24 protein-coding genes and 1 other RNA gene are annotated in these 23,771 nt (G+C 49.5%); 14 read left to right on the forward strand and 11 right to left on the reverse strand.

The window, feature by feature from the left end; translation table 11 throughout:
- Positions 1-49 precede the first annotated feature (49 nt).
- Together ACTHTS_RS09900 and bioH are read right to left on the reverse strand one after the other, a co-directional pair.
- Positions 50-844 carry a class I SAM-dependent methyltransferase gene (locus ACTHTS_RS09900; protein ID WP_150537086.1) on the reverse strand — a complete coding sequence of 265 codons (795 nt, stop codon included), beginning with the start codon at positions 842-844 and terminating at the stop codon, positions 50-52.
- A 55-nt stretch (positions 845-899) separates the two neighbouring features.
- A complete protein-coding gene (bioH, locus tag ACTHTS_RS09905; protein WP_440369930.1) occupies positions 900-1,646 on the reverse strand; it encodes a pimeloyl-ACP methyl ester esterase BioH in 747 nt (248 codons plus the stop codon).
- Between bioH and ACTHTS_RS09910 the strand changes: the two genes are divergently transcribed.
- The 7 genes from ACTHTS_RS09910 (at position 1,645) to rnpB (ending at position 5,764) form a co-directional block, all read left to right on the forward strand.
- Positions 1,645-2,361, forward strand: coding sequence for a ComF family protein (locus tag ACTHTS_RS09910; RefSeq protein ID WP_440369931.1), 717 nt, complete (start codon positions 1,645-1,647; stop codon positions 2,359-2,361). The two genes, bioH and ACTHTS_RS09910, sit on opposite strands and share 2 nt — an antisense overlap.
- Positions 2,362-2,424: 63 nt before the next feature.
- Positions 2,425-2,889, forward strand: a complete 465-nt coding sequence (gene trmL, locus ACTHTS_RS09915) for a tRNA (uridine(34)/cytosine(34)/5-carboxymethylaminomethyluridine(34)-2'-O)-methyltransferase TrmL (RefSeq protein ID WP_070584515.1) — start codon at positions 2,425-2,427, stop codon at positions 2,887-2,889.
- Between the two features lie 48 nt (positions 2,890-2,937).
- Positions 2,938-3,657 carry a septal ring lytic transglycosylase RlpA family protein gene (locus ACTHTS_RS09920; protein ID WP_440369932.1) on the forward strand — a complete coding sequence of 240 codons (720 nt, stop codon included), beginning with the start codon at positions 2,938-2,940 and terminating at the stop codon, positions 3,655-3,657.
- A 98-nt stretch (positions 3,658-3,755) separates the two neighbouring features.
- Positions 3,756-4,340 carry a Holliday junction branch migration protein RuvA gene (gene ruvA, locus ACTHTS_RS09925; protein ID WP_188213320.1) on the forward strand — a complete coding sequence of 195 codons (585 nt, stop codon included), beginning with the start codon at positions 3,756-3,758 and terminating at the stop codon, positions 4,338-4,340.
- Positions 4,341-4,353: 13 nt separating this feature from the next.
- Positions 4,354-4,587 (forward strand): methionine-binding protein, encoded by a 234-nt coding sequence (locus ACTHTS_RS09930; RefSeq protein WP_070584510.1) that lies wholly within the window; start codon positions 4,354-4,356, stop codon positions 4,585-4,587.
- Between the two features lie 54 nt (positions 4,588-4,641).
- Complete coding sequence (locus ACTHTS_RS09935; RefSeq protein WP_440369933.1) at positions 4,642-5,349, forward strand: hypothetical protein; 708 nt, start codon at positions 4,642-4,644, stop codon at positions 5,347-5,349.
- Positions 5,350-5,402: 53 nt separating this feature from the next.
- Positions 5,403-5,764, forward strand: an RNA gene (gene rnpB / locus ACTHTS_RS09940) — RNase P RNA component class A.
- A 105-nt stretch (positions 5,765-5,869) separates the two neighbouring features.
- On the opposite strand, the gene mltA is transcribed toward rnpB, so the two are convergent.
- Together mltA and ACTHTS_RS09950 are read right to left on the reverse strand one after the other, a co-directional pair.
- Positions 5,870-7,192 (reverse strand): murein transglycosylase A, encoded by a 1,323-nt coding sequence (mltA, locus tag ACTHTS_RS09945; protein ID WP_440369934.1) that lies wholly within the window; start codon positions 7,190-7,192, stop codon positions 5,870-5,872.
- A gap of 90 nt (positions 7,193-7,282) precedes the next feature.
- On the reverse strand, positions 7,283-7,870 hold the full coding sequence (locus ACTHTS_RS09950) for an RDD family protein (protein WP_440369935.1): 588 nt from the start codon (positions 7,868-7,870) through the stop codon (positions 7,283-7,285).
- A gap of 242 nt (positions 7,871-8,112) precedes the next feature.
- Here ACTHTS_RS09950 and asd point away from each other — a divergent pair, with 242 nt between their 5' ends.
- On the forward strand, positions 8,113-9,228 hold the full coding sequence (gene asd, locus ACTHTS_RS09955; protein ID WP_440369936.1) for an aspartate-semialdehyde dehydrogenase: 1,116 nt from the start codon (positions 8,113-8,115) through the stop codon (positions 9,226-9,228).
- An 89-nt stretch (positions 9,229-9,317) separates the two neighbouring features.
- Here the strand turns inward: asd and ACTHTS_RS09960 are convergent, their stop codons facing one another.
- Positions 9,318-10,115 (reverse strand): factor H-binding protein, encoded by a 798-nt coding sequence (locus ACTHTS_RS09960; RefSeq protein ID WP_440369962.1) that lies wholly within the window; start codon positions 10,113-10,115, stop codon positions 9,318-9,320.
- A gap of 197 nt (positions 10,116-10,312) precedes the next feature.
- Here ACTHTS_RS09960 and ACTHTS_RS09965 point away from each other — a divergent pair, with 197 nt between their 5' ends.
- Complete coding sequence (locus ACTHTS_RS09965) at positions 10,313-10,795, forward strand: dihydrofolate reductase (RefSeq protein WP_049349171.1); 483 nt, start codon at positions 10,313-10,315, stop codon at positions 10,793-10,795.
- An 81-nt stretch (positions 10,796-10,876) separates the two neighbouring features.
- Here ACTHTS_RS09965 and ACTHTS_RS09970 read toward each other — a convergent pair whose 3' ends face one another.
- A complete protein-coding gene (locus ACTHTS_RS09970; RefSeq protein ID WP_003686685.1) occupies positions 10,877-11,143 on the reverse strand; it encodes a DUF3079 domain-containing protein in 267 nt (88 codons plus the stop codon).
- Positions 11,144-11,309: 166 nt separating this feature from the next.
- Between ACTHTS_RS09970 and ACTHTS_RS09975 the strand changes: the two genes are divergently transcribed.
- Positions 11,310-11,765 carry a GNAT family N-acetyltransferase gene (locus tag ACTHTS_RS09975; RefSeq protein WP_440369937.1) on the forward strand — a complete coding sequence of 152 codons (456 nt, stop codon included), beginning with the start codon at positions 11,310-11,312 and terminating at the stop codon, positions 11,763-11,765.
- Between the two features lie 69 nt (positions 11,766-11,834).
- Here the strand turns inward: ACTHTS_RS09975 and dinG are convergent, their stop codons facing one another.
- A complete protein-coding gene (gene dinG / locus ACTHTS_RS09980) occupies positions 11,835-13,985 on the reverse strand; it encodes an ATP-dependent DNA helicase DinG (RefSeq protein WP_440369938.1) in 2,151 nt (716 codons plus the stop codon).
- Between the two features lie 164 nt (positions 13,986-14,149).
- Entirely contained in the window at positions 14,150-14,368 is a 219-nt protein-coding gene (locus tag ACTHTS_RS09985; protein WP_070826381.1) for a DUF2061 domain-containing protein, read from the reverse strand.
- 128 nt (positions 14,369-14,496) lie between these two features.
- Here ACTHTS_RS09985 and ACTHTS_RS09990 point away from each other — a divergent pair, with 128 nt between their 5' ends.
- Positions 14,497-15,447: a D-2-hydroxyacid dehydrogenase gene (locus ACTHTS_RS09990; protein WP_440369939.1), complete on the forward strand. Its 951-nt coding sequence runs from the start codon at positions 14,497-14,499 to the stop codon at positions 15,445-15,447.
- A gap of 195 nt (positions 15,448-15,642) precedes the next feature.
- Here the strand turns inward: ACTHTS_RS09990 and gnd are convergent, their stop codons facing one another.
- Positions 15,643-17,091 (reverse strand): decarboxylating NADP(+)-dependent phosphogluconate dehydrogenase, encoded by a 1,449-nt coding sequence (gene gnd, locus ACTHTS_RS09995; RefSeq protein WP_440369940.1) that lies wholly within the window; start codon positions 17,089-17,091, stop codon positions 15,643-15,645.
- 482 nt (positions 17,092-17,573) lie between these two features.
- On the opposite strand from gnd, the gene ggt reads away from it, so the two are divergent.
- Positions 17,574-19,355 (forward strand): gamma-glutamyltransferase, encoded by a 1,782-nt coding sequence (gene ggt / locus ACTHTS_RS10000; RefSeq protein ID WP_440369941.1) that lies wholly within the window; start codon positions 17,574-17,576, stop codon positions 19,353-19,355.
- Between the two features lie 236 nt (positions 19,356-19,591).
- On the opposite strand, the gene lpxC is transcribed toward ggt, so the two are convergent.
- Positions 19,592-20,506, reverse strand: a complete 915-nt coding sequence (lpxC, locus tag ACTHTS_RS10005) for a UDP-3-O-acyl-N-acetylglucosamine deacetylase (RefSeq protein WP_440369942.1) — start codon at positions 20,504-20,506, stop codon at positions 19,592-19,594.
- A 649-nt stretch (positions 20,507-21,155) separates the two neighbouring features.
- Here lpxC and gap point away from each other — a divergent pair.
- Positions 21,156-22,160, forward strand: a complete 1,005-nt coding sequence (gene gap / locus ACTHTS_RS10010; protein ID WP_049335677.1) for a type I glyceraldehyde-3-phosphate dehydrogenase — start codon at positions 21,156-21,158, stop codon at positions 22,158-22,160.
- Between the two features lie 96 nt (positions 22,161-22,256).
- Here the strand turns inward: gap and tsaA are convergent, their stop codons facing one another.
- On the reverse strand, positions 22,257-22,931 hold the full coding sequence (tsaA, locus tag ACTHTS_RS10015; RefSeq protein ID WP_440366503.1) for a tRNA (N6-threonylcarbamoyladenosine(37)-N6)-methyltransferase TrmO: 675 nt from the start codon (positions 22,929-22,931) through the stop codon (positions 22,257-22,259).
- Positions 22,932-23,101: 170 nt separating this feature from the next.
- On the opposite strand from tsaA, the gene ACTHTS_RS10020 reads away from it, so the two are divergent.
- Positions 23,102-23,737 (forward strand): nicotinamidase, encoded by a 636-nt coding sequence (locus ACTHTS_RS10020; RefSeq protein ID WP_440366504.1) that lies wholly within the window; start codon positions 23,102-23,104, stop codon positions 23,735-23,737.
- Positions 23,738-23,771: the final 34 nt, after the last annotated feature.

A 23,771-nucleotide genomic window follows, 5' to 3' on the forward strand; every position in this document is an offset into this window, starting at 1 on the left:
TCGACAACACACAATCGCAATGTAAATCCTACCGGAAACGGCAACCAAACTAGCCCTGCCGTTTCGGGAAAAACTGCACCACATTCTCCCCTTGCGGCAACACCAATTTCTTCACGGCATGGCCGTACACGGTTTCAAGCGTGATGTTCAGACAGCCTTCGTCGGCAAAAATCTTATCCACACATTCCTTGGCCGCTTGCGGATTGCTGAACTTCAACGCGTTCCACAATCCCAAGGTTTCCATATCCTGCCAAAACGTCCCGGCTTTTTTATAGCTCAACTCAAGCTTGGCCGTATCGGTCACCGGATCGTAAAAGCCGTTGTCGGCGAGCATATCGCCCAAATCGTGCATATCAATCAACGTGGGCGCTTCGCATTCGATGCCTTCATGGTTCAGACGGCCTGTCAGCTCGCTCAGGCTGTCGCGGCCAAAGTGCGTGAAAAACAATAATCCGTCGGTTTTCAAAGCAGCGGCCCAGTTTTTCAATACCGGCAAAATATCATCGGCGCGGCTGAGGCTAAGGTTGGCCCACAACATATCGGCGGATGCTTCAGGTAACGGCGCGGTCAGGGCTTGGCAATGCTGCGGAATGGTTTTGCCGGTCAGCTTCTGCCAGAAACCGCCTTTGCGCGCGGCGGCGGCGGTTTTCAAAAAATCGGCATTCGGATCGTATTCTTCAAACACGGCGTCGGGATAACGCGCGGCCAGCAGGCTGCGGCTGATATCGGCATCGGCACCAATCAGCATGATGCGTTTGGGTGCATTGCGGACCAGCTGCAGGCGCTCGTCGGTGTCTTGGGCGAGATGGCGGTGAATTTGCCAGCGTTTGTCTTGTTCGGTCATGGTGGGTCGTGTCAGTGGGCTTTGCCCGACAATGTTTTTATGATTTAAGGCTGTTTCAGACGGCCTTTTCGACAAAGTTTCGGTAAATTTCGGCAAACTCGTCGGCATGGCTTAAAAAGGGCGCGTGTGCGGCTTTGTCGATAAGGACCAGCTCGCTGTCGCTCAAATGGCGGTGTAAATATTCGCCCATGCGCGGCGGCGTGATGGCGTCTTTCTGTCCAAACACCAGCAATGACGGCGTTTGAATACGCGGCAACAGTGGGCGCGCATCGGCATGGTTGACGGCTTCAAGCGCGGCCTGTAAGGCGGAAGGCGTGCCGCAGCGCGCCAAATCGGGCAACACCCGGTTTAAGATTTCGCCTGAATGCGGCGTGTGCAGCAGTTGCAGTTGTAGAAACTGTTTAATATGTTTGGCATAATCCTGCTGGAATGCGCCGACCATCTTGCCCAAGGCAGGTTGTGCCAAGCCTTCGGGATAATCCGTGTCGGCAGTCAATCGGGCAAAACTTGCCGTCAGGCAGAGCGATTGGATTTTGTCGGGATAAAGCGCGGTCAGATACAGGGCAACCAATCCGCCCAGCGACCAGCCGAGAATGTGTGCCGGCGTGTCGATTTGTCCGGCGAAGGCTTCGGCAACGGCGGCAATATCAAACGGTTCAGCAAAAGGCGCATCGCCGTGTCCGGGCAAATCAAGCGCGCGGACGTCCCAATCGGCAGGCAGGCGCGGTATCAAATCGTCGAATACATGGCGGTTCGCCGCCCAACCGTGTATCAGATAAACTTTTTTGGCGGAGTGTGGCATGAATGTTCTTTCTTGGTGGCGCAGTTTGAAACAGCTCAATGCGCGACGTTGCGTATTATGCCACGATTCCGTTTCAGACGGCCTTTGCAGAGGCTGCGCAAACGATTTGACGGAATATTTTATCGACGCGGCACAAAGCTGCCCTTTGTGTTTCCGCCATGTCGCGGGTGGGGCAGTGTGCGGCAGTTGTCAGAAAAAGCTGCCCGCATTTGATAGAATGTGGGCCTCGCTGTATTACGAACCGCCCGTCAGCAGCATGATACGCGAGCTGAAACACTTGGCCGATTTGGGCATGAGCCGTCCGTTGGCAGATCTAATGAGCCAAAACGCACCGGACTGGCTGGCGACGGAACACTTCGATTTCGTCCTGCCCATGCCTTTGAGCAAAGAGCGGCGGCTCAAGCGCGGATTCAACCAAAGCGAGGCGTTGACGGATATTTTGGCAAAACGCTACGGCTGGACGCTGCTGCCGCGCCACGCGGTTTTCAGACGGCATAGCGAGCCGCAAAGTACGCTGAAAAGCGACGAACGTCGGCGAAATATCAAGAATGCATTTAAAATCAAAACCGAATTGCCGAAGGCGTGTAATATTCTGTTAATTGATGATGTCTTCACCACCGGCTCGACTTTAAACGAATTGGCGAAAACGCTAAAAAAATCAGGCGCAGGTAAGATTTATTGCTGGAGTTTGGCGCGGCCGCCAATGAAAAAATAGCTAAAATTTTTGACACCCATGGAACATTTCGGCATTATGCCACTCTATAAGTGATTGATTTATATGTTTACCATAGTTTTGTACCAACCCGAAATCCCGCCCAATACGGGTAATATCATCCGCCTGTGCGCCAATACCGGTGCTGATTTGCACTTGGTCAAGCCGCTTGGTTTCCCTCTGGATTCGTCCAAAATGAAACGCGCGGGTTTGGATTATCACGAGTTTGCCAAACTGACGGTACATGAGAATTTCGATGATTGCCTCAAGGCTCTCGAAGGCCGCCGCATTTTCGCGCTGACTACCAAAGGCTCTACCCGCCCCGACGAAGTTTCCTTCCGCGAAGGCGACGTATTGCTGTTTGGTCCCGAAACACGCGGCCTGCCTGCCGAAGTTCTCGACAGCCTGCCAGCCGGACAAAAAATCCGCCTGCCGATGATGCCCGGCAGCAGGAGCATGAATCTTTCCAATACCGTCGCCGTTATTCTGTTTGAAGCATGGCGGCAAAACGGTTTTGCCGGCGGCGTATAACAGGCCGTCTGAAACCGCTGCGTTATCAACTCAAGAACGGAACCCGTTTTGACTTTTACCAAAAAAACCCTCCTTTCCTTAGCCGCCGCCACCATCGGCGTCCTTTCCATCAATGCCGCCGTCGCCGACAGCGTGGTCCGAGTCGAAAAACTGCATCCTTCTGCCAACCGCAGTTACAAAGTTGCCGGCAAACGCTACACGCCGCTGACCAAAGTTTCCTCTTTCAGCCAAACCGGCAAAGCCTCATGGTACGGCAACCAATTCCACGGCCGTAAAACTTCCAGCGGCGAGCGTTACAATATGAACGCCCTCTCCGCCGCCCACAAAACCCTCCCTATTCCCAGCTACGCACGCGTGACCAATATGCAAAACGGCAAAAGCGTCATCGTCCGTGTCAACGACCGCGGCCCTTTCCACGGCAACCGCGTCATCGATGTTTCCAAAGCCGCCGCCCAACAATTGGGTTTCATCAACCAAGGCACGGCCAACGTCAAAGTTGAGCAAATCATCCCCGGCCAAACCGCCGCTCAAACCATTATTTCCCCAAACAACAAAGAATTTTTTGTTGATTTGAAATCCTTCGGTACCCAACGCGAAGCACAGGCTTATTTGAACCAAGCCGCACAAAGCCTGCCGTCAGACAGCAAAGTCATGCTTGAAAAACGCAACTACGAATACGTTGTCAAAATGGGTCCGTTCAGCAGCCAAGAACGTGCCGCCGAAGCAGGCGAACGCGCCCGTCATCTGAACCTGGTATCCGCCATCTGATTTCGTCCGCGTTACCGCTGAAGTTTGATACAATACAAGGCCGTCTGAAACCCGATTGCAAGGTTTCAGACGGCCTTTTTTAATCACAGGGAAACACCATGATCAGCAGGCTTACAGGCAAATTGATTGAAAAAAATCCGCCGCAGGTCGTTATCGACGTCAACGGCGTCGGTTATGAAGCCGACGTTTCCATGCAGACTTTCTACAACCTGCCCCCCGTTGGCGAAACCGTCCATCTCTACACCCAGCTTGTCATCCGCGAAGACGCGCATTTGCTGTTTGGATTCGCCTCAGCCGAGGAACGCGCCACCTTCCGCCAACTGGTCAAAGTCAGCGGCATCGGTGCCAAAACCGCATTGGGCATTTTGTCGGCCATGAATGCCGACGAGCTGGCGCAAGCCATCGCCGAAGAAGACGTCAAACGCCTCTCCTCCGCCCCCGGCATCGGCAAAAAAACCGCCGAACGCATGGTGTTGGAACTGCGCGGCAAACTCGTATCCCATACCGTTTCAGACGGCCTGTTTGCCCCTGATGCCGTTGCCGACGAAAGCCAAGACATCATCAACACTCTGCTTGCCCTCGGCTACAACGAACGCGAAGCCAAAGCCGCCACCAAAGGCATTCCCAAGGGCACGGAAGTCGGCGAAGGCGTGCGCCTGGCCTTGAAAAACCTGCTCAAATAAGGCCGTCTGAAACATGAAGGCATTGGTCCTGAGCATCACCCTCTTTCTAAGCGCGTGCGTCTATACCGAGACTCCGTATGGACGCACCGCCGTCTTGGACCTGCCCGTCCACTCGCAAACCACTGTCAACAAAACCGTGACCATCAACGCCCCGCCGGGAACGACCGTCATTTACCAAGACAGCCAACCCGTTCACAACAATCCGGCTTATCCCGTCTATCCCCGCCGGGTTTATCGTTATCGATAAACAACGCTGACCGTTTGAAACCATATATTCAGACGGCCTGTTGAGAGACCAACCATGAAATATATCCTTCCCCTGCTTTTACTCCTGAGCGCCTGCACACCGGACACCAAGACCACGGATGCCGCATCCGCCCCCAAAACACACGGCTTCGCACACCGCCTGACCGAAGGCGAAAAACTGCTGACCCAAGCCCTCATCAAACAAGACCTCACCGCCTACTTCAAACACGAAACCGGCGGCGCATTTGCCGAACAAGCCCCCTTATTCTCGGCCCAACAACTTGCCGAACAGAAAAACATCCCCCAAAACGATGCCATCGGCGTTTACGGCAAAATCATCAAAACCCAAGGCCGCACCGCCTGGCTGCAAACCGACAAGCAAACCCTCAAACTCGATTTGGCCGAACCGCTGCAAGAAGCTCAAGGCGAAGTTACCCTTGTCTGCCAACACGAAAACACCGCATTCCAAGACTGCCAAACAGAAGAAAACTTCGCCCGACGCTTTACCGAACAAATCTTCTCGGCGGTCGAGTCCGGACGCGTATCCGCCCAAACAGACGCACCGGCCGAAGAAATCATGGCCGGCCGCCTCATCCCGTTTTTAAGTGCTGCCAGCGACTTTACTGGCAACTTCAAAGCTTGCGCCACCACCATGACCGAATACTGCACCAGCCGCCTGGCACGCGAAATGCCCGAATCCGCAGTCCGCAAAAAAGCACAGGAATTGGGTTTGACCGAAATAGCATTTAAAAAGAAAAAATAAATATTTAGGCCGTCTGAACCCTATGGCGGCTGTGTTATAATCCGCACCTCATACAGGTCGGACAGACAGTCGCCGCGTATCGCGTAAGGCATACGGGGAGGAAAGTCCGGGCTCCACAGAGCAGAATGCCGGCTAACGGCCGGGCGCGGCAACGCGACGGAAAGTGGAACAGAAAGCAATACCGCCGATGATTGCCTTCGGGCAAAACAGGTAAGGGTGAAAAGGTGCGGTAAGAGCGCACCGTGCATTTGGTAACAAAGCGCAGCAGGCTAAACCCCATTCGGAGCAAGACCAAACAGAACGCGATGACGCTGCTCGCCGAGCGTTCGGGTAGGTTGCTTGAGCACACCAGCAATGATGTGCCTAGAGGAATGACTGTCCGCGACAGAACCCGGCTTACCGTCCGAGCTGTATGTCCCCATACCGCGGCAGGTTTTTAAAACCTGCCGCATTTTTATGAAATAAAAAGGCCGTCTGAAACCTGAATCTTGGTTTCAGACGGCCTTTTTTAAACCGCTGTTTATGGACGGTATTCCGGTTTCATGCCGTTGGGCAGGAGCTGCCATACATAGCCGGTGGTTTTCATTTTGCCGGCCACTTCGCCTGCTTCGTCGCCATAACCCCAGAAATAATCCACACGGACCGCGCCTTTAATCGCGCTGCCGGTGTCTTGCGCCATAATCAGGCGGTTGAGGGCTTTTTTGGTGATCGGATGGGCAGTGGCAACAAATAACGGTGCGCCAAGCGTGATGTAGTGGCGGTCAATGGCACCGGCGTATTCGCCCATCAACGGCGTACCCAATGCTCCCACCGGGCCGGAATCGCCGCTGCCGGTCAGCTCGCGGAAGAAGACGTAGCTTGGGTTTTGTCCCAAAACTTCGGCAAGGCGGCCGGGGTTTTGCTTCATATAGGCCTTGATGCCCTGCATACTGGTCTGACCCAGCGGCAGATAGCCTTTGTCCGCCATATAGCGGCCGATGGAAACATACGGATGTTCGTTTTTATCGGCAAATCCGACACGGATGTATTTGCCGGACGGGGTTTTCAGACGGCCTGAACCTTGAATGTGCATAAAGAAAAGTTCGACCGGATCATCTGCATAACCCAAAATCGGCGCTTTGCCGTTAAGCGCGCCGCCGTTGATTTGGCTGCGGGTGTAGTAAGGAACGAAACGGCTGCCTTCAAAACGGCCTTTCAGCGCAGTGCTGCGTGCTGTAATCGGGAATTTGGACAAGTCGGCCGTGTATGTGCCGCTGTTGTCGATGACGCCGCTGTTTTGGCCGGTTTGACGGATGCGGACGGTGGCTTTGCTGCCCCTCAAGTTTGCAGCCAGCGGAACGGAAACGAAATCGTTCGGAATGCCGTAAATAGGGAAACGGGATTGGCTTGTGGATTTGTCGTCGCCGTGCAGGACCGGTTCGTAATAGCCGGTAATGGTGCCGGCAGGATTGCCGCCGTTATCGACGCGCCATGCGGTGAAATAGCGCTCGAAAAAGTGCTTGGCTTGGAAATGGTGCATCGGTGTTTGCATGGCTTGGATACAAACGTCCTGCCAGCCTTGGCGGTTTTTGAGTTTTTCACAGCCTAAACGGAAAGACTGCAGGCTTTTGGTAAAGTGTTGGAGGTCCCAGTGCGGCAATTCGTTGTAGGAAACTACGGTGTAGTTTGCTCCTCCCCCGCTCACTGTCGTACCGACGGGATCGGGCGTACCGGTGGGGCGGTTGGGGCCTTTGATAACGCTGGTGTCGGTTTCAGGAAGATTTTTAATGCTTTTGCTCGGACAGGCGGCAAGAATGGCCGCGGCAATGCTGACGAGCGTAATGCGGTACAGATGTTTTTTCATGGAATCAATAGCGTGTCGAAAGGCCGTCTGAAAGCTATTTTTTCAGACGGCCTATGTTGGAAAGTGCTGATTTTAACACAAAAAAGCGATTTATCGGCGCGGCGGCAATTTGACGACAACCGTATCGGCCAGCATATCGTAGAGCGTGCGGCGGTCGCGTTTGATCGAGAAGAGCATGATGAAGTTGATCAGTGTAATCAGTAGTGAATAAATTAAAATGTTTCCTTTTAATACAAAGTATGTAGCAAACACAATGGCAAGTACAATTAAGCCCCATGCAACTTCTCGTACCAATACCGTACCAAGAAAACCCGGATTGCTGCCATTGCTTTTCAATACTCGAATACGCATGATCTTTTTACCCAAGGATTGACCATAGCGGCTCATGTAATAAAGCTGAACAACACCGACAATTAAATATACGATAGAGGTCAATCCTAGCATCTGTGTCATATCGGCCCGCTCGCTGACACTTATTATAAGCTCTTGTGTAAAAGCAATATTTTTCTGCTTGGCAATTGCTGCTGTCTCAGTATATAAAATATAATAATAGGGTAAAAAAATAATTACATTAAATAAATAATTCAACAAATATGCCGCGACCCGTGACCATACTGAAGCAATATGGACATCTACTATTTCTGTTTTAGGCAAATCCGACAAATTGATTTCGCTCATTTAATCTTCCTCTGTGCTATTTAATGAGATGCAATTTCATTGCCATCTTAACCTATTTTTCCATCATTCTAAAAAATTTCGATAAAAACCTTTACATTTTCCGCAGACGGCGTTAAAACGTTCGTTTTCCCCTTTTTTATAGTGGGTTAACAAAAGTCTGAACAAAGTGGCAGGCGATGCCGTTCCGATTTTTGTTAATGCACTATAAAACTTATCCGGATTTTCTTTGTAAGGAGTAACACATGAAAGTAGGTTTCGTCGGCTGGCGCGGTATGGTCGGCTCTGTTTTGATGCAGCGTATGAAAGAAGAAAACGACTTCGTCCACATTCCCGAAGCGTTTTTCTTTACCACTTCCAACGTCGGCGGCGCTGCCCCTGATTTCGGTCAGGCAGCCAAAACATTGTTGGATGCCAACGATGTTGCCGAATTGGCAAAAATGGACATCATCGTTACCTGTCAGGGTGGCGATTACACCAAATCCGTCTTCCAACCCCTGCGCGACAGCGGCTGGAACGGCTACTGGGTTGACGCGGCATCTTCCCTGCGCATGAAAGACGACGCGATTATCGTCCTCGACCCTGTCAACCGCAACGTCATCGACAACGGCCTCAAAAACGGCGTGAAAAACTACATCGGTGGCAACTGTACCGTTTCCCTGATGTTGATGGCTTTGGGCAGCCTGTTCCAAAACGATTTGGTCGAATGGGCAACTAGCATGACCTACCAAGCCGCTTCCGGCGCGGGTGCGAAAAACATGCGCGAACTCATCAGCGGCATGGGCGCGATTCACGCCAAAGTGGCAGACGAGCTTGCCGATCCTTCCAGCGCGATTCTCGATATCGACCGCAAAGTGTCCGATTTCCTGCGCAGCGAAGATTATCCGAAAGCCAACTTCGGCGTACCGCTCGCCGGCAGCCTGATTCCGTGGATTGACGTGGACTTGGGCAACGGCCAGTCCAAAGAAGAATGGAAAGGCGGCGTGGAAACCAACAAAATCCTCGGCCGCAGCGACAATCCGACCGTAATCGACGGCTTGTGCGTACGCATCGGCTCTATGCGCTGCCACAGCCAAGCCCTCACCCTGAAGCTGAAAAAAGACCTGCCTGTTTCTGAAATCGAAGCCATTTTGGCAGGCGCAAACGACTGGGTGAAAGTTATCCCCAACGAAAAAGAAGCCAGCATTCACGAGCTGACTCCTGCCAAAGTTACCGGTACGCTGTCTGTTCCTGTCGGCCGTATCCGCAAACTGGAGATGGGCGGCGAATACATCAGCGCATTTACCGTTGGCGACCAACTCTTGTGGGGTGCTGCCGAGCCGTTGCGCCGCGTATTGCGCATTATCTTGGGCAGCCTGTAATTTAGGTTGGCATGAAAAAAGCAACGGTTTGGGCCGTTGCTTTTTTTGTCACAAAAAGGCCGTCTGAACCTTTCAGACGGCCTTGTTTCCTATTCTTTCTTACCGGCCAAACCGATTTCTTTGGTGGAATCGCCAACTTTGATTTGCGCCTTACCGGCAATTTCTTCAGCCTGCGGGCCGAAGAGTTTCAAATCATAACGGCCGTTTTCGATACCGTTCAAACTGGTTTTCCCACTGATGGCGGCTTTGCCATTGTTATTGGCAATACCTGCGGCAAGCAGATCGACATTATTATGGGAAGCCATGCTGCTGATTTTGCCGTAACCTTGTTTTTTATCGAAATCCACAGTGTATTTCAGACGGCCGCTGCGGTCGTCGCCATTAAACGCGATGCCCGAATACTGATAGCTGCCTTGTTTGGGCAAATTGCGGTAAGCGGTTTCATCGCCTTGGACTTCGCCGACAGTGAATGTGTATGTATCGAGGTTTTGCAGCTTGCCTGCGTCATCGGCTTTTTGTTTGGCGTAACGCGCGGCAACAGTGGAATAATTTTGTTTATACACTTGGAAATCGCCCGTTTCCAAAGTGATGACTTGACCGTTTACCTTGATTTTTTGGGCGTAGTCGTAAGAGGATACTTTATCGGTTTTCAAAAAGCCGGTATCGAGTTTGCCGCCTTTTTGCAGGGTTTGCGGTTTACCGTTGGCCGTCAGCTCCAACGTACCGTTTTCAGGGACGGATTCGTTCAATTCAACAGACAACACGCCTTTCGGATGCGGATTGAGCGGTTCGGTCACGGCATTCGACAAACCGCTTGTTGCACCGCCACAGGCAGCCAACATCAAAGACAGGGAAGCAGTCAAAGCAGAAATGCGGAGGGTTCTCATCATTTTTTCCTTTCCTTTTTTATTTGGTATGATATTTATCATATACCTAAAAAAATGAACAATAAATGATTTTTGTCAAAATCAAGCATTTTGAATATTAATTTTATAAATATTGAAACATTTTTAGAATATCGGGCATTCAGTTCATCCAGCCTCCCTTCCGCTATAATCATTTTATTTTGCAAACGGATTTCATCATGCCAAAAATCACCCTTATCGCCGCCTACGCCGCCCGCCGCTGTATCGGCATCAACAACACCATGCCTTGGCATTTGCCTGAGGATTTTGCCTTCTTCAAATCCTACACTACCGGCAAACCCGTCATTATGGGCCGCAAAACATGGGAGTCGCTGCCGCGCAAGCCATTGCCCGGCCGTCAAAATATCGTCATCACCCGCCAAGATTATCAGGCCGAAGGCGCGCAAACGGCGGCCTCTTTGGAAGATGCGCTGGCTTTGTGTCAGGGGGTTGAAGAAGTCATCATCATGGGCGGCGCGCAAATTTATGCACAAGCCCTGCCGATTGCCACCGATTTGCGTTTGACTGAAGTCGGTTTGGATGTGGACGGCGATGCGTTTTTTCCTGAGTTTTCCACAGAAACATGGCAAGAAGCCTCTCGGGAAAACCATGTTTCCGCCAAAGGCATCGAATACGCGTTTGTGCATTATGTGAAGGCATAATCCGATAACGCAAAGGCCGTCTGAAACCCTGTTTTTCAGGTTTCAGACGGCCTTTTATTTCGTTTGTTTACGGCATTCCGTTTAAGCCGTTTTGTTTTTCAAAGGCAGCTTGATATGCGGTTTGGCCGGCTTGGGCGCTTCTTTCAGTCCAAGTTCGATTTGCTGCTCTTCGCTCAACAAATTGCTCCAGTCGCCTTTTTTATACCAGTCACGGCCGTCCAACTCGATGGGGTGTTGGATTCGTTCGCAACCGTTGCCGCATTGCAAATCGTCTTCTTTGCAGTATTTGTCGCAACCCCAGCAGATACGCTCGGGATTTTTCGGGAAAATGGGAAATTTCTTGGCCATGATGTTCTTCTTTTGTTTGTGTGCGGTATGGGCAGAATTATAAGTGATTTGAATGGGACTGGCGGCGGGTTTATCGTGTTTTACGCTGATTTTTTAAGATGTGTTAATCTTTCAGAAGGCTTATACTGTAAAACTATCCCTACGCGGTACAACAAGAGGACCCGATATGAACATATGCCGTCTGAAGCCTGAATTTGTCGAGCCTTTAGCCCTCGCGCTGTTTGAGGAATGGCACGATTTTGCGCCGTGGTCGTCTTTGGACAAAATCCGTGCGTATTACGCGCAATGCCTCGATGGGGATAACTTGCCGCTGGCGTTTGCGGCTGTGGATAACAAAGGGCAGCTGATGGGTTCGGCGGCATTGAAGCGGTTTGATATGGCGTGTTTTCCCGAACACAAATATTGGCTGGGCGATGTGTTCGTTTTGCCGCAATTTCGCGGTTTGGGCGTGGGCAGGCAGCTAGTTTCCTTTTGCCTGGATAAAGCACGCGAACTGGGTTTGTCGCATCTGTTTCTCTATACGCCGGATGTGCAGGCCGTGTATGAAAAGTTCGGCTGGAAAGAAATCACGCAGACTTGGCACAACGGGGAAACCGTATCCGTCATGAAATTGGATTTATAGCTTGAAAAGAATAAAAGGCCGTCTGAACATTTGATTTCAGACGGCCTTTGTTTTTTGAATGATCCACAACTACCCTATCCGCTTAAACGGCGGCAGACAGGCCAATAATTGTTGGCCATAGCGTTGCGTTTTAACGCGGTTGTCGAGGATGGTCACGCGGCCATAATCCTGTTCGGTACGGATAAGGCGGCCGACGGCTTGGATCAGTTTGATGCTGGCTTCAGGTACCGTGATTTCGATAAAGGGATTGCCGCCGCGTTGTTCAATCCAACGGTTTTGGGTTTTCTCGATGGGGTTGTCCGGCATCGCAAACGGCAGCTTGGCAATAATGACTTGCACGCAGGCCGTGCCGGGCAGGTCGAGGCCTTCAGCAAAACTGTCGAGGCCGAAAATAATGCTGGCTTTGCCTTCGGCAATGGCTTGATGGTGCCTTTGTAAAAGAACGGCCTTGGGCAACTCGCCCTGCACAAGCAGAAGCGGCAAGTATTCGTCAGGCAGGCGCAAGGCGACATCCTGCATTTGCTTGCGCGAGGAAAACAACACCAGCGTGCCGATGGCTTCAACCGGCGAAACCAGCTTCGGCAACCATTCGACAATGGCAGCCGTGTGCGCATCAGGGTCTTTCGGGCTGGCATGAACCGGCGGAATATACAGCTCGCCTTGCGTATCGAAATTAAACGGGCTTTCCAATGCAAGCGTGGTGGTTTCGGGCAGCCATAATAGGCCGGTTTGGCGCAAAATCAGGTTGAAGCTGCCGAGCGATTGCAGGGTGGCCGAAGTCAGCACCGCGCCTGCCGCGCGCCGCCACAGGCTGTTGGCAAGGTGGGATGCGCTGCTGATAGGGCTGGCGTTGAAAATGTAGTCGTTTTTGTCGTCGGCACGGCGGGTTATCCATTTCGCCAACGGCTCTTCGCCTTCAATGGGAACGGTGGAGAGCAAATCCCAAACCGCGCTGATTTGTTCGATACGAGCGATAAAAAGGCCGAACTCGCTGGTCAGGCGGTCGAGGAGCGCGCCGTCCTGCTCTTTATCGCGGCGCGCGGCGGAAAGCGCATCGTTCAAGCCGACAACATGTTTGAGCAGGCTGCGCGCGGCAATGGCCGTATTGGAAACTGTGGTTTCCAGGCCTTCAGGGATTTTGCCGTCTTCCCACAGCCAAGTCGGTTCGTTGTGTTTCCGCCTGTCGTTTTCAGACGACCCCAAACTTAAAGACGGCTCTTCCGCCAAGTGAAACTGCCATTCGTGCAGGCTGTCGAGCAAGGATGTGGCAGCTTCGTCGGCGAGGTTGGCAAGTTCGGCTTTATCGGTCAGTGCGGCAATTTTGCCGGTCAACTGCGGCAGTTTTTCCAGCGTCCAAACGGCAATATTCCATGAATGTTCGGCGGCAAAACGGCTGAGGGCTTTTTTGGGCAGGTGGTGCGCTTCGTCTATGCAATAGAAACTGTTTTCGGGCGCAGGCAGAATCACGCCGCCGCCCATGCTGATGTCGGCAAGCAGAAGATCGTGGTTGGCAACAACGACATCGACGGTTTCCAAGACATCGCGTGCCAGGTAAAAAGGGCATTCCGGACGGTTGGGACAGGCGGATTTCAGGCAGCCGTGGCGGTCGTTGGTCACTTTGAGCCAAATCGCGTCATCGATTTTTTCCGGCCAAGCGTCGCGGTCGCCATTAAAGCGGCGGGCGGAAAATTCATCGGCAATGTCGCGCAGCAGGTTCAATTCTTCGGGCTTGGGTTTACTGTCCCACAACACTTCCGGCGCTTCAAAACCAAGCAGGTTTTGCTGGGCGTTGTTTTGCGTCAGTTGATAGAGTTTGTAGGGGCAAAGATAACGGCCTCGCCCCTTGGCAAGCGCAAAGGTCAGCTCCAAACCGCTTTTTTCCACCAGAAACGGCAAATCACGGTCAACCAACTGCTCCTGCAAAGCCACTGTTGCGCTGCTGACGATCAGCCGTTTGCCGCGCGTTTGCGCCATGATGCCGCCAGCCAAAAGGTAGGCCAACGATTTACCCACACCGGTCGGCCCTTCGATCACGGCAATGCTCTCGCCCTCGCGTTTGGGCGCTTCTTCGCCTTCTTCACGCGTCAACGTCCGCGAAAAAGCGTTGGCAATCGCCGCAATCATTTCCCGCTGCGAAGCGCGCGGACGGAAACCGGGCAGGTTTTTGCCGATGTTTTGGTAATGGTCGCGGATGGCGTTTTTTTCTAAATCGGTGAGCATTGAGGCCGTCTGAATGGGTTTGCAAGAATAGCGTATTTTAGCATTTTTACCTTCATGAAGCCTTCGTAAAGTCTTACTCTATTTTAGGGTTTGGCATTTTTATAGCTATGGGAGAACCACAAAGGCATAACCGGTTTTAATCAAGCAAAAGGCCGTCTGAAACTTTAGCCGCACTGATGCAGAGGTACCCACAATTTTTGCTTTTCGGATTTGTTTTTCTCGTAGCGGTTCCACGCTTTTTCATGAAAATAAAAGACGACGGTATTGACGATGGGTTCGACCAAAGCCACCGCGCTGGAAACACCGATACTGCCGGTCAAAATATAGGCGACACTAAATGCGACGCTGAAATGCAAAATAGCAAATGTAATGGTTTTAATCATGCTGTTTTCCTGATACATTGATGTTTTAATCGCTACATAATAATTATTATCAACTAACGCGTATATTTTAAATCCTTTATCCTGATTTAGATTTTATAAATCGATATTTTATTTTTGATAGGAATTTTATGAATCCGCTCCATATTGTCGTCCTTGACCGCGATACCCTCGTCAACCGCCCGTTTGATTTTGATTTTCCACACACATTGAGCAGCTACGGCACAACCGAAGCGCACGAAACGCTGGAGCGCATCCGCGGCGCGGACATTGTGATTACCAACAAAGTCGTGATTTCCGCCCAAGCATTTGCCGAAAATCCACAACTCAAGCTGGTTGCCGTTACCGCGACAGGCGTCAATAATGTGGACGTTGAGGCTGCCAAACAAAACGGCACGGCAGTGTGCAATATCCGCGCTTACGGCAATGAATCCGTGGCGGAACACGCGTTTATGATGATGATTACCCTGATGCGCAACCTGCCTGCCTATCAGCGCGACGTTGCGGCAGGCTTGTGGGAAAACTCGCCGTTTTTCTGCCATCTCGGCGCCCCGATGCGCGATTTAAACGGCAAAACGCTGGCGATTTTCGGACGCGGCAATATCGGTAAAACGCTGGCAACTTATGCTCAGGCTTTCAAAATGAATGTCGTGTTCGCCGAACATAAAAATGCCCAAAGCGTCCGCGACGGCTATGTTTCCTTTGACGAAGCCATCCGTTCTGCCGATGTCGTATCGCTTAATTGCCCGCTCACGCCGCAAACGGCCAATATGATAGGCGAAGCCGAATTGCAGCAAATGAAACCCGGCGCCATCCTCATCAACTGTGGGCGAGGCGGCTTGGTCGATGAAGCCGCTTTGGTTGCGGCGTTGAAATACGGCCAAATCGGCGGGGCAGGTTTTGACGTGTTGACACAAGAGCCGCCGCGCGACGGCAATCCTCTGCTGAAAGCCCGATTGCCCAATCTCATCATCACGCCACACATTGCATGGGCAAGCCAAGAGGCCGCCAACCGTCTGTTTGACATTCTTTTGGACAACATCAACCGCTTTGTAGCCGGCAATCCGCAAAATCTGGTTTAATCTATGGAAAACCTGTTGATAAGGTTGTGAACAATTTTAAAGGCCGTCTGAAATATTCAGACGGCCTTTATTAATCTTTATTTATTTCATAAAGTTATCTATCAAGTAGGTTAAATCGTTTCATTCTTCATTGTGGATAACCCTATAAAAATGCCGTCTAAGATACTCAGACGGCATTTTGTTTGCCTAGATAAATTAAATATCGTATGTGGTTGAAGCGGTATCGCCGCCTTTGCCTGTCCAGTTGGTATGGAAAAACTCGCCGCGCGGTTTGTCGGTACGCTCGTAAGTGTGCGCGCCGAAGTAGTCGCGTTGCGCTTGCAGCAGGTTGGCCGGCAGACGCTCGGAAGTGTAGCCGTCAAGGAAGGTAATGGCGGAAGCCATGCAAGGCATCGGAATACCGCACTCAATCGCTTTGGCCACCACTTTACGCCATGCAGGCAGACAGGTTTCCAACACGCCTTTGAAATAAGGATCGGAACCCAAGAATACCAAATTAGGATTGGCTTCGTATGCGTCACGGATGTTGCCCAAGAACGCGCTGCGGATGATACAACCTTCGCGCCACAAGAGGGCGGTATTGCCGTAATTCAATGCCCAATCGTTGTTTTCGCTGGCTTCGCGGATCAGCATAAAGCCTTGTGCATAAGAAATGATTTTGGATGCCAACAAGGCTTGGCGCAAAGCATCCACCCATGCGGCTTTGTCGCCTTCAATCGGGGTAATGGTTTTGCCAAACAGGCTGTTTGCTTGGGCGCGTTGGTCTTTAAACGCGGACACGCAACGTGCAAACACGGCTTCAGAAATCAGGGTCAACGGAATACCCAAATCGAGGGCATTGATACCGGTCCATTTGCCTGTACCTTTTTGACCTGCGGTATCGAGGATTTTTTCGACCAAAGGTTCGCCGTTTTCATCTCTGTAACCCAAAATCGCGGCGGTAATTTCAACCAGATAAGAATCCAGTTCGGTTTTGTTCCACTCGTTGAAGATTTGGTGCATTTCGTCATAAGACAGGCCCAAACCGTCTTTCATGAATTGGTACGCTTCGCAAATCAACTGCATGTCGCCGTATTCGATGCCGTTGTGCACCATTTTGACGAAGTGACCCGCACCGTCGCGGCCGACCCAGTCGCAGCAAGGCTCGCCTTGAGGCGTTTTGGCGGAGATGGCTTGGAAAATCGGTTTGACGGCAGGCCATGCGGCTTCATCGCCGCCAGGCATGATAGACGGGCCGTGACGCGCGCCTTCTTCGCCGCCGGATACGCCGGCACCGATAAAGCGGATGCCTTTTGCGGCCAGCTCGTGTGTACGGCGAGTGGAATCAGGATAATTGGCATTGCCGCCGTCAATAATGATGTCGCCTTCATCCAAAAGCGGAACGAGTTGCTCGATAAAATCGTCAACAACAGAACCAGCGCGAACCATCATCATGATTTTGTGCGGTTTTTCTAATTTATCAACCAGATCTTGCAGTGAATATGCGCCGATAATATTGGTATTTTTGGCTGCGCCGTTTAAAAAATCATCTACTTTGCTGGTTGTACGGTTGAATGCAACAACTTTAAAACCATTGTCGTTCATGTTGAGAATCAGGTTTTGCCCCATCACGGCAAGGCCGATAACGCCAATGTCGCCTTTCATTTGGTGAAACTCCATTATTGATTAAATTTATCAAGCGTAACTCTAGCTGATTTACAACTTTTTAACAATCCTTAACTTTTTAATTTTTTGAAAAGATACCTTTACGTTTCAGACGGCCTTTGCCTTTGGGAAAACAAACTATAAATTAGATTTTAAATAATAAATAGAAGATGATATTGAGTGCTGCCATAGCTTGTTGATAACTTTTATTACAAAAATTTTTCAAATACTTAGCTGATCTTTTTTGATGAGGATAAAGTATGGTCGGCCTTGTTTGCAGATGTGGATAAATTTTTCCTGCTGTTTTATTCTGTGGGTAACTTTTTGCCTGTGCACAATCTTAGCTTGTTTTATACTTCTCCAATTGGAACTGATTGACTGGAGAAATAGTCAAATGGTTTTTTATTTCAAGCTATTTTCATATTTCCTTTTGTTTAAGCTGGGAAAAGGCCGTCTGAAAATATGTCAATAAGGGTATGCATATGAAGTTTTCTTTTAGTATTAACCTGTTATCCGTTTTGATTTTGGCCGCTTGTGCGCAACAGCCGGTTCAAAAGCCGGTTCAAAAGCCTCAAGTTTCCCTGCCCTCCGTATCTATGGATAACCATGCGCCGGAGCAAGGGACGGGGCTGACGGAGCAGAAATTAATCCGCGCCAAACATTATATGGCGGCGTCTGCCAATCCGCTGGCAACTGAAGCCGGTTATGAAATTTTGAAGCGCGGCGGCAGTGCGATAGATGCGATGGTTGCCATGCAGACAACTTTGGGACTGGTTGAGCCGCAGTCTTCCGGATTGGGCGGCGGCGCGTTTTTGGTGTATTGGGACAATAAGGCGAAAAAGCTGACAACGTTTGATGCCCGAGAAACGGCGCCGAAAGCGGCAACGCCGGGGCTTTTCTTGGACGAAAACGGCAAACCGATGGGCTTTATGAAAGCTGTGGTCGGCGGCCGTTCGGTCGGTGTGCCGGGGATTCCGAAGCTGCTCGAAGATGTCCACAAGCGTTACGGAAAATTGCCGTGGGCAAGTTTGTTTGAAAAACCGATTACTTTGGCGGAACAGGGTTTTGCTGTTTCTCCGCGTATGGCGAAATCCATCGAACAAAATTTGGAACCCTTGCAACGTTATCCGCAAACTGCTGCCTATTTCTTACCCGACGGCAAACCTTTGGCTACGGGAACGATTTTGAAAAATCCTGAATTTGCGCGTTCCGTACGCCTGTTGGCGGAAAAAGGCAGTGCGCCGTTTTATCAGGGAATGCAGGCGCAGAATATTGTTCGTGCCGTTACCGGTGCTGTGGATAATCCTGGCAAAATCAGCATGGCGGATTTGAAAAACTACCGCGTTATCGAGCGTGAACCGGTTTGCGCGCCGTATCGTGAATATGAAGTTTGCGGTATGGGCGCACCAAGTTCGGGCGCGATTGCTTTGGGGCAGATTTTGGGTGTATTGCAGAATCAGGATATGAAGGCGTTGGGCGCGGAAAATATCCACAGTTGGCGCTGGATAGGCGATGCGTCGCGGATTGCTTTTGCCGACCGTGATTATTATGTCGGCGATCCTGCGTTTGTGAATGTTCCGACCCGTGCCATGATTTCTCAGGCTTATTTGAAACCGCGTGCTAAAGAAATCCGCCAATCTGACAAGGCATTGGAAACTGTTCAGGCAGGCAAGTTCGGCAAGGTATACGCGCAAGGCATGGCGGTCGAGCTGCCGTCCACCAGCCATTTGGTGGTTGTGGATAAAGACGGTAACGTTGTATCGATGACGACTTCGATTGAAAACGCGTTCGGTTCGGGGCTGATGGCAAATGGCTATCTGCTCAACAACGAATTAACCGATTTTGCCTTCAACCCTGTCGGAGAGGGCGGTAAAATGGTGGCCAACAGCGTTGCCGGTGGAAAACGTCCGCGTTCTTCAATGGCGCCGACCATTGTGATGAAAGACGGAAAACCTTATATGGCGGTCGGTTCGCCGGGCGGCAGCCGCATTATCGGTTTCGTTGCTAAAACGTTGGTGGCACATATCGACTGGGGTATGGACATTCAGACGGCAATTTCACTGCCGAATATGCTTAATCGCGGCAGCCAGTATGAGATCGAGGAAAAAACCGCTGCAGTGGATAAAGCGGATGCGTTAGAAAAACTAGGCTACAAAGTCCAAATCCGTGATTTGAATTCCGGCGTACAAGGCATTGTGATCGGCAAAGACGGTTTGCTCGGAGGCGCCGACCCGCGCCGCGAAGGCAAAGTCATGGGCGATTGATTTTGTCGGTTGACATGAAAAAGGCCATCTGAAACCTAGTTGTCAGACGGCCTTTTTAGTTTGGGAAAACATATGGATAAGATGTGTATAAGAATAACGTTAAAATTTAATATTTCTATTTTTCAATAAGATAAAAGGGATGAATATGTGGATAATTACTTGTGGAAAACAACATGATTTAGGCCGTCTGAAAGGTTCAGACGGCCTTTTTATTGGACTGTTTTGTCTATTTTCTATCAGGCTGCCGGCAGCTCGTGAAAAGCACTAGGCAAGTCTTCGTCATCGGCAAACTCAACCCATTCGTAAGCGCTTTCATCTGCCAAAACGGCACGCAACAGTGCATTATTGATGGCATGGCCTGATTTGTAACCTTCAAATGCGCCGATAATCGGATGGCCGACAATGTACAAATCGCCAATCGCATCAAGGATTTTGTGGCGGACAAATTCATCGGGATAGCGCAAACCTTCCGGATTCAAAACATCCATGTCGTCAATCACGATGGCGTTGTTCAAATTGCCGCCCAGTCCGAGATTATGGGCGCGCATCATTTCCACTTCGTGCATAAAGCCGAAGGTACGGGCGCGGGCAATCTCATCGATATAGGATTTTCCTGCAAAATCAATCTCGAAAGTAGGTGCGCTGCGGTTGAATACGGGATGGTCGAATTCGATGGTTAAAGTAACTTTAAAGCCGTCATAAGGCGTAAAGCGCACCCATTTTCCGGTTTCTTTGATTTCAATGGGTTTGAGGATTCTCAAAAAACGTTTTTGGGCTTTTTGATCCACCACGCCTGCATCTTGTAAAAGGTAAATAAACGGCAGGCTGGAGCCGTCCATAATCGGAATTTCAGGCGCGTTCAATTCAATCAAAGCATTGTCGATGCCGTAGGCAGACAGTGCCGACATAATGTGTTCAATCGTACCGATGCGCACGCCTTTATCGGTAACGATGGTTGAAGAGAGGCGGGTATCGTTAATCAAATAAGGATTCAATTTGATTATTTCGCCCATTTCTCCACTTAAATCAGTACGGCGGAACGAAATACCGCTGTTTTCTTCGGCAGGATGCAAAGTCAGAGCGACCCTTTCGCCCGAATGCAGGCCAACGCCGGTAACGCTTACTGATTTGGCTAAAGTCCGTTGCAGCATAATTGCTTCCTTTTAAAAAGTCTGATGGGCAAATGATACGTTAAAAAGGAAAAAACAAGCCATCATTTTTAATAGTATTTGCCAATATGGATGTTTTGCGAGAGAAACTTCTAGATTTAAATTATCCACAATAGCATGTGAAATTGAAGTGGGTAATTTGGGTTTTATCCACAGATAAATAGGTAAACTAAGATTCTATCCTTTTTTATTCCGGCATTCAGTTGGGGTTGGCCTCAAAGATAAAAAGGAATTATCAAATTGGTTTTAAAGAAAGTTATCCTGTTATCCACAGATAGTTTGGTTCTTCATTAAAATCATCATTTTAAAAATAAAATATTATAATTTGAAGAAAACACTGAATGATCAACACAAAAATGGCAAAATACGGAGAAATAGAACTAAGTTTATGAAAATCATAAACTTATGAAACTTTTAAGATTGGAAAATGGTTTTTATGAAATAAAATATCAAAAGCTAAGTCTGATTCGATTTACCTGATATTTTCCTACAAACAAGAATTTCATGTTTTCTTTATTTAAATCAAACAACTTAAAAGTAATCATCTGAAATCCTAGAAAGTAATTTTATTTCAGGATACAATGGCCTCACTGAGAAATTTTTCCCATTCCATCTAATTAGGAGTAGCAAAATGAGTATTAAAGTAGCGATTAATGGTTTTGGCCGTATCGGTCGTCTGGCATTGCGTCAAATTGAAAAAGCCCAAGGTATCGAAGTCGTTGCTGTTAACGACTTGACTCCTGCAGACATGCTGTTGCACCTCTTCAAATACGACAGTACTCAAGGCCGCTTTGAAGGCTCTGCCGAATTGAAAGACGACGCTATTGTTGTTAACGGCAAAGAAATCAAAGTATTTGCCAATCCTAATCCTGAAGAATTGCCTTGGGGCGAGCTGGGTGTGGACGTCGTCCTCGAATGTACCGGTTTCTTTACCAATAAAACCAAAGCGGAAGCCCATATCCGTGCCGGTGCGCGCAAAGTTGTGATTTCGGCTCCTGGCGGCAATGATGTGAAAACCGTTGTATACGGCGTAAACCAAGATATTTTGGATGGTAGCGAAACTGTTATCTCCGCCGCTTCTTGTACGACTAACTGCCTGGCTCCTATGGCTGCGGTATTGCAAAAAGAATTCGGTATTGTTGAAGGCCTGATGACCACTATCCACGCTTATACCGGCGACCAAAACACCCTTGACGCGCCACACCGCAAAGGCGACTTCCGCCGCGCCCGTGCCGCTGCCTTGAATATCGTACCGAACAGCACCGGTGCTGCTAAAGCCATCGGCTTGGTTATCCCTGAATTAAACGGCAAACTTGATGGTTCTGCCCAACGCGTTCCTGTTGCTACAGGCTCTTTGACCGAACTGGTTTCTGTTCTCGAACGTCCTGTTACCAAAGAAGAAATCAATGCAGCCATGAAAGCTGCCGCCAACGATGCTTTAGGCTACACTGAAGATCAAATCGTTTCTTCCGACGTTATCGGTATCGAGTACGGCTCACTCTTCGATGCGACTCAAACCCGCGTGATGACAGTTGGCGATAAACAATTGGTGAAAACCGTTGCTTGGTACGACAATGAAATGTCTTACACTTGCCAATTGGTTCGCACCTTGGAATTTTTTGCCAGCAAAATCTAGAGGATAACAGACTGAATCAATCAGTCTGTGGATGATTAAAAGGCCGTCTGAACATTTCAGACGGCCTTTTGTATGTAGATAGATTAAATTGGTAATTCAGATTGTGGATAGTTTAATCACAGTGGCACATTTTTTTTCTATCCTAAACTGTACTTCATATTCCGCAATATTCATTACATAAACCCGTTCGGGAATATCTTGATAGGCAGGGCGGGGATCTTGGGCAATGCTTTGCTCAATGAGATGTTTTTCTTCTGTGGATAAATGTTCCGCAAGCGTACTTTCTGCCCAGACAACGTTCAATTCTTCAGGTTTGCCGCTGACAAAGCCTGATGATGCGTCAGGTTTGGATTCAACAAACGGGATGTAGGGTTTGATATCCACTACCGGAGTACCGTCCAATAGGTCTGCACCGCTACAATAGATGCGGACAGGTTTGCCTGTTTCGATTCGTTCGAGTTTCAGCAGGGATAAACCGAGATGATTGGGGCGGTGCGGGCTGCGCGTGGCAAATACGCCCATTTTTTGTTTGCCTCCAAGCCGTGGCGGACGCACCATTTGCGCCCAACCTTCATCCAATACGCCGTGAAAAATAAAGCTTATCCACACATAGTCGAAATATTCCAAGCCCCGAACGCTGTCTGCGGTAAATTCAGGAGTGAGTTCAATGCAAATTTCTGCTGCAGGAACCAAACCGGGTTGGCGGGCAATGCCGAATTTTTGTTTGTAGGGGGAATGAACGGTTGCAATAGGCGTAATCGAATAGGACATAATTTGTGGATAAATATTCTGTGCAAACTGTCATCATATCACAGATGTTTTCCCACATTTTGCGGTAGTAATTTGTTATAATAAAAAGCATTTATTCCAAATGTCCGTACATGGGCAATAAATGCTCAATTTGAATAATATAAAATAAAATCAATAGGTTAAATTAATCCATGATTGTTTCTATCGATGTAGATGCACAAAAAACGTTTACGCCTTTGTGTCCGAAAGAATTGCCTGTTACCGAAGGTCATCTGATTGCGGATGAACTCAATGCCCAAGCTGCATTGGCGGATTTACGCGTGATGACGAAAGATGCGCATCATGCCACGGCAAAATGGCTTGTGGATAATCCTGTTGATATGTTGAAACCGACGGGTTTGTCCGATGCGGATTTGACTTGGGTGTCGCATGCGATGGTTGGAACATATGGCTATGAATTGTTGGATGGCCTGCCTTCAGCCAAAGAATACGATTATTGCGTTTGGAAAGGCGTTGATCCTGAGTTACACCCTTACGGCGCATGTTTTCACGATATTGAAGAAAAGCTCAGTACAGGTTTGATTGAATGGTTGCGCTGTCAAAATGCAGATACAGTTATTGTCGGCGGTTTGGCAACGGATTATTGTGTGAAGACAACGGTTTTACAATTGCTTAAAGGTGGGGCTTGGAAAGTCATCGTCAATCAGGCGGCTTGTCGCGGCATTGCTCCGGAAACGGTTGAATCTGCATGGCGTGAAATGCATTCTGCCGGGGCTGTTATTTTAGAAAACGCCGAAAAAATAAAAGAATACATTAATAATCAATAAATTATATTTGAAATTCTATTGTTTCACGTGAAAC

Source organism: Neisseria sp. P0019.S003, assembly GCF_051957115.1.
Classification (GTDB): Bacteria; Pseudomonadota; Gammaproteobacteria; order Burkholderiales; family Neisseriaceae; genus Neisseria; species Neisseria flavescens_D.

Coding starts and splice junctions, on each gene's coding strand:
- bioH (WP_440369930.1), bottom strand. CDS start 1,646: ATGCCACACTCCGCCAAAAAAGTTTATCTGATACACGGTTGGGCGGCG.
- ACTHTS_RS09935 (WP_440369933.1), top strand. CDS start 4,642: ATGAAATATATCCTTCCCCTGCTTTTACTCCTGAGCGCCTGCACACCG.
- mltA (WP_440369934.1), bottom strand. CDS start 7,192: ATGAAAAAACATCTGTACCGCATTACGCTCGTCAGCATTGCCGCGGCC.
- ACTHTS_RS09975 (WP_440369937.1), top strand. CDS start 11,310: ATGAACATATGCCGTCTGAAGCCTGAATTTGTCGAGCCTTTAGCCCTC.
- ruvA (WP_188213320.1), top strand. CDS start 3,756: ATGATCAGCAGGCTTACAGGCAAATTGATTGAAAAAAATCCGCCGCAG.
- lpxC (WP_440369942.1), bottom strand. CDS start 20,506: ATGCTGCAACGGACTTTAGCCAAATCAGTAAGCGTTACCGGCGTTGGC.
- ACTHTS_RS09930 (WP_070584510.1), top strand. CDS start 4,354: ATGAAGGCATTGGTCCTGAGCATCACCCTCTTTCTAAGCGCGTGCGTC.
- ACTHTS_RS09960 (WP_440369962.1), bottom strand. CDS start 10,115: ATGAGAACCCTCCGCATTTCTGCTTTGACTGCTTCCCTGTCTTTGATG.
- ACTHTS_RS09900 (WP_150537086.1), bottom strand. CDS start 844: ATGACCGAACAAGACAAACGCTGGCAAATTCACCGCCATCTCGCCCAA.
- gap (WP_049335677.1), top strand. CDS start 21,156: ATGAGTATTAAAGTAGCGATTAATGGTTTTGGCCGTATCGGTCGTCTG.
- ACTHTS_RS10020 (WP_440366504.1), top strand. CDS start 23,102: ATGATTGTTTCTATCGATGTAGATGCACAAAAAACGTTTACGCCTTTG.
- ACTHTS_RS09970 (WP_003686685.1), bottom strand. CDS start 11,143: ATGGCCAAGAAATTTCCCATTTTCCCGAAAAATCCCGAGCGTATCTGC.
- tsaA (WP_440366503.1), bottom strand. CDS start 22,931: ATGTCCTATTCGATTACGCCTATTGCAACCGTTCATTCCCCCTACAAA.
- ggt (WP_440369941.1), top strand. CDS start 17,574: ATGAAGTTTTCTTTTAGTATTAACCTGTTATCCGTTTTGATTTTGGCC.
- ACTHTS_RS09990 (WP_440369939.1), top strand. CDS start 14,497: ATGAATCCGCTCCATATTGTCGTCCTTGACCGCGATACCCTCGTCAAC.
- ACTHTS_RS09985 (WP_070826381.1), bottom strand. CDS start 14,368: ATGATTAAAACCATTACATTTGCTATTTTGCATTTCAGCGTCGCATTT.
- ACTHTS_RS09965 (WP_049349171.1), top strand. CDS start 10,313: ATGCCAAAAATCACCCTTATCGCCGCCTACGCCGCCCGCCGCTGTATC.
- asd (WP_440369936.1), top strand. CDS start 8,113: ATGAAAGTAGGTTTCGTCGGCTGGCGCGGTATGGTCGGCTCTGTTTTG.
- trmL (WP_070584515.1), top strand. CDS start 2,425: ATGTTTACCATAGTTTTGTACCAACCCGAAATCCCGCCCAATACGGGT.
- ACTHTS_RS09910 (WP_440369931.1), top strand. CDS start 1,645: ATGAATGTTCTTTCTTGGTGGCGCAGTTTGAAACAGCTCAATGCGCGA.
- gnd (WP_440369940.1), bottom strand. CDS start 17,091: ATGAAAGGCGACATTGGCGTTATCGGCCTTGCCGTGATGGGGCAAAAC.
- dinG (WP_440369938.1), bottom strand. CDS start 13,985: ATGCTCACCGATTTAGAAAAAAACGCCATCCGCGACCATTACCAAAAC.
- ACTHTS_RS09950 (WP_440369935.1), bottom strand. CDS start 7,870: ATGAGCGAAATCAATTTGTCGGATTTGCCTAAAACAGAAATAGTAGAT.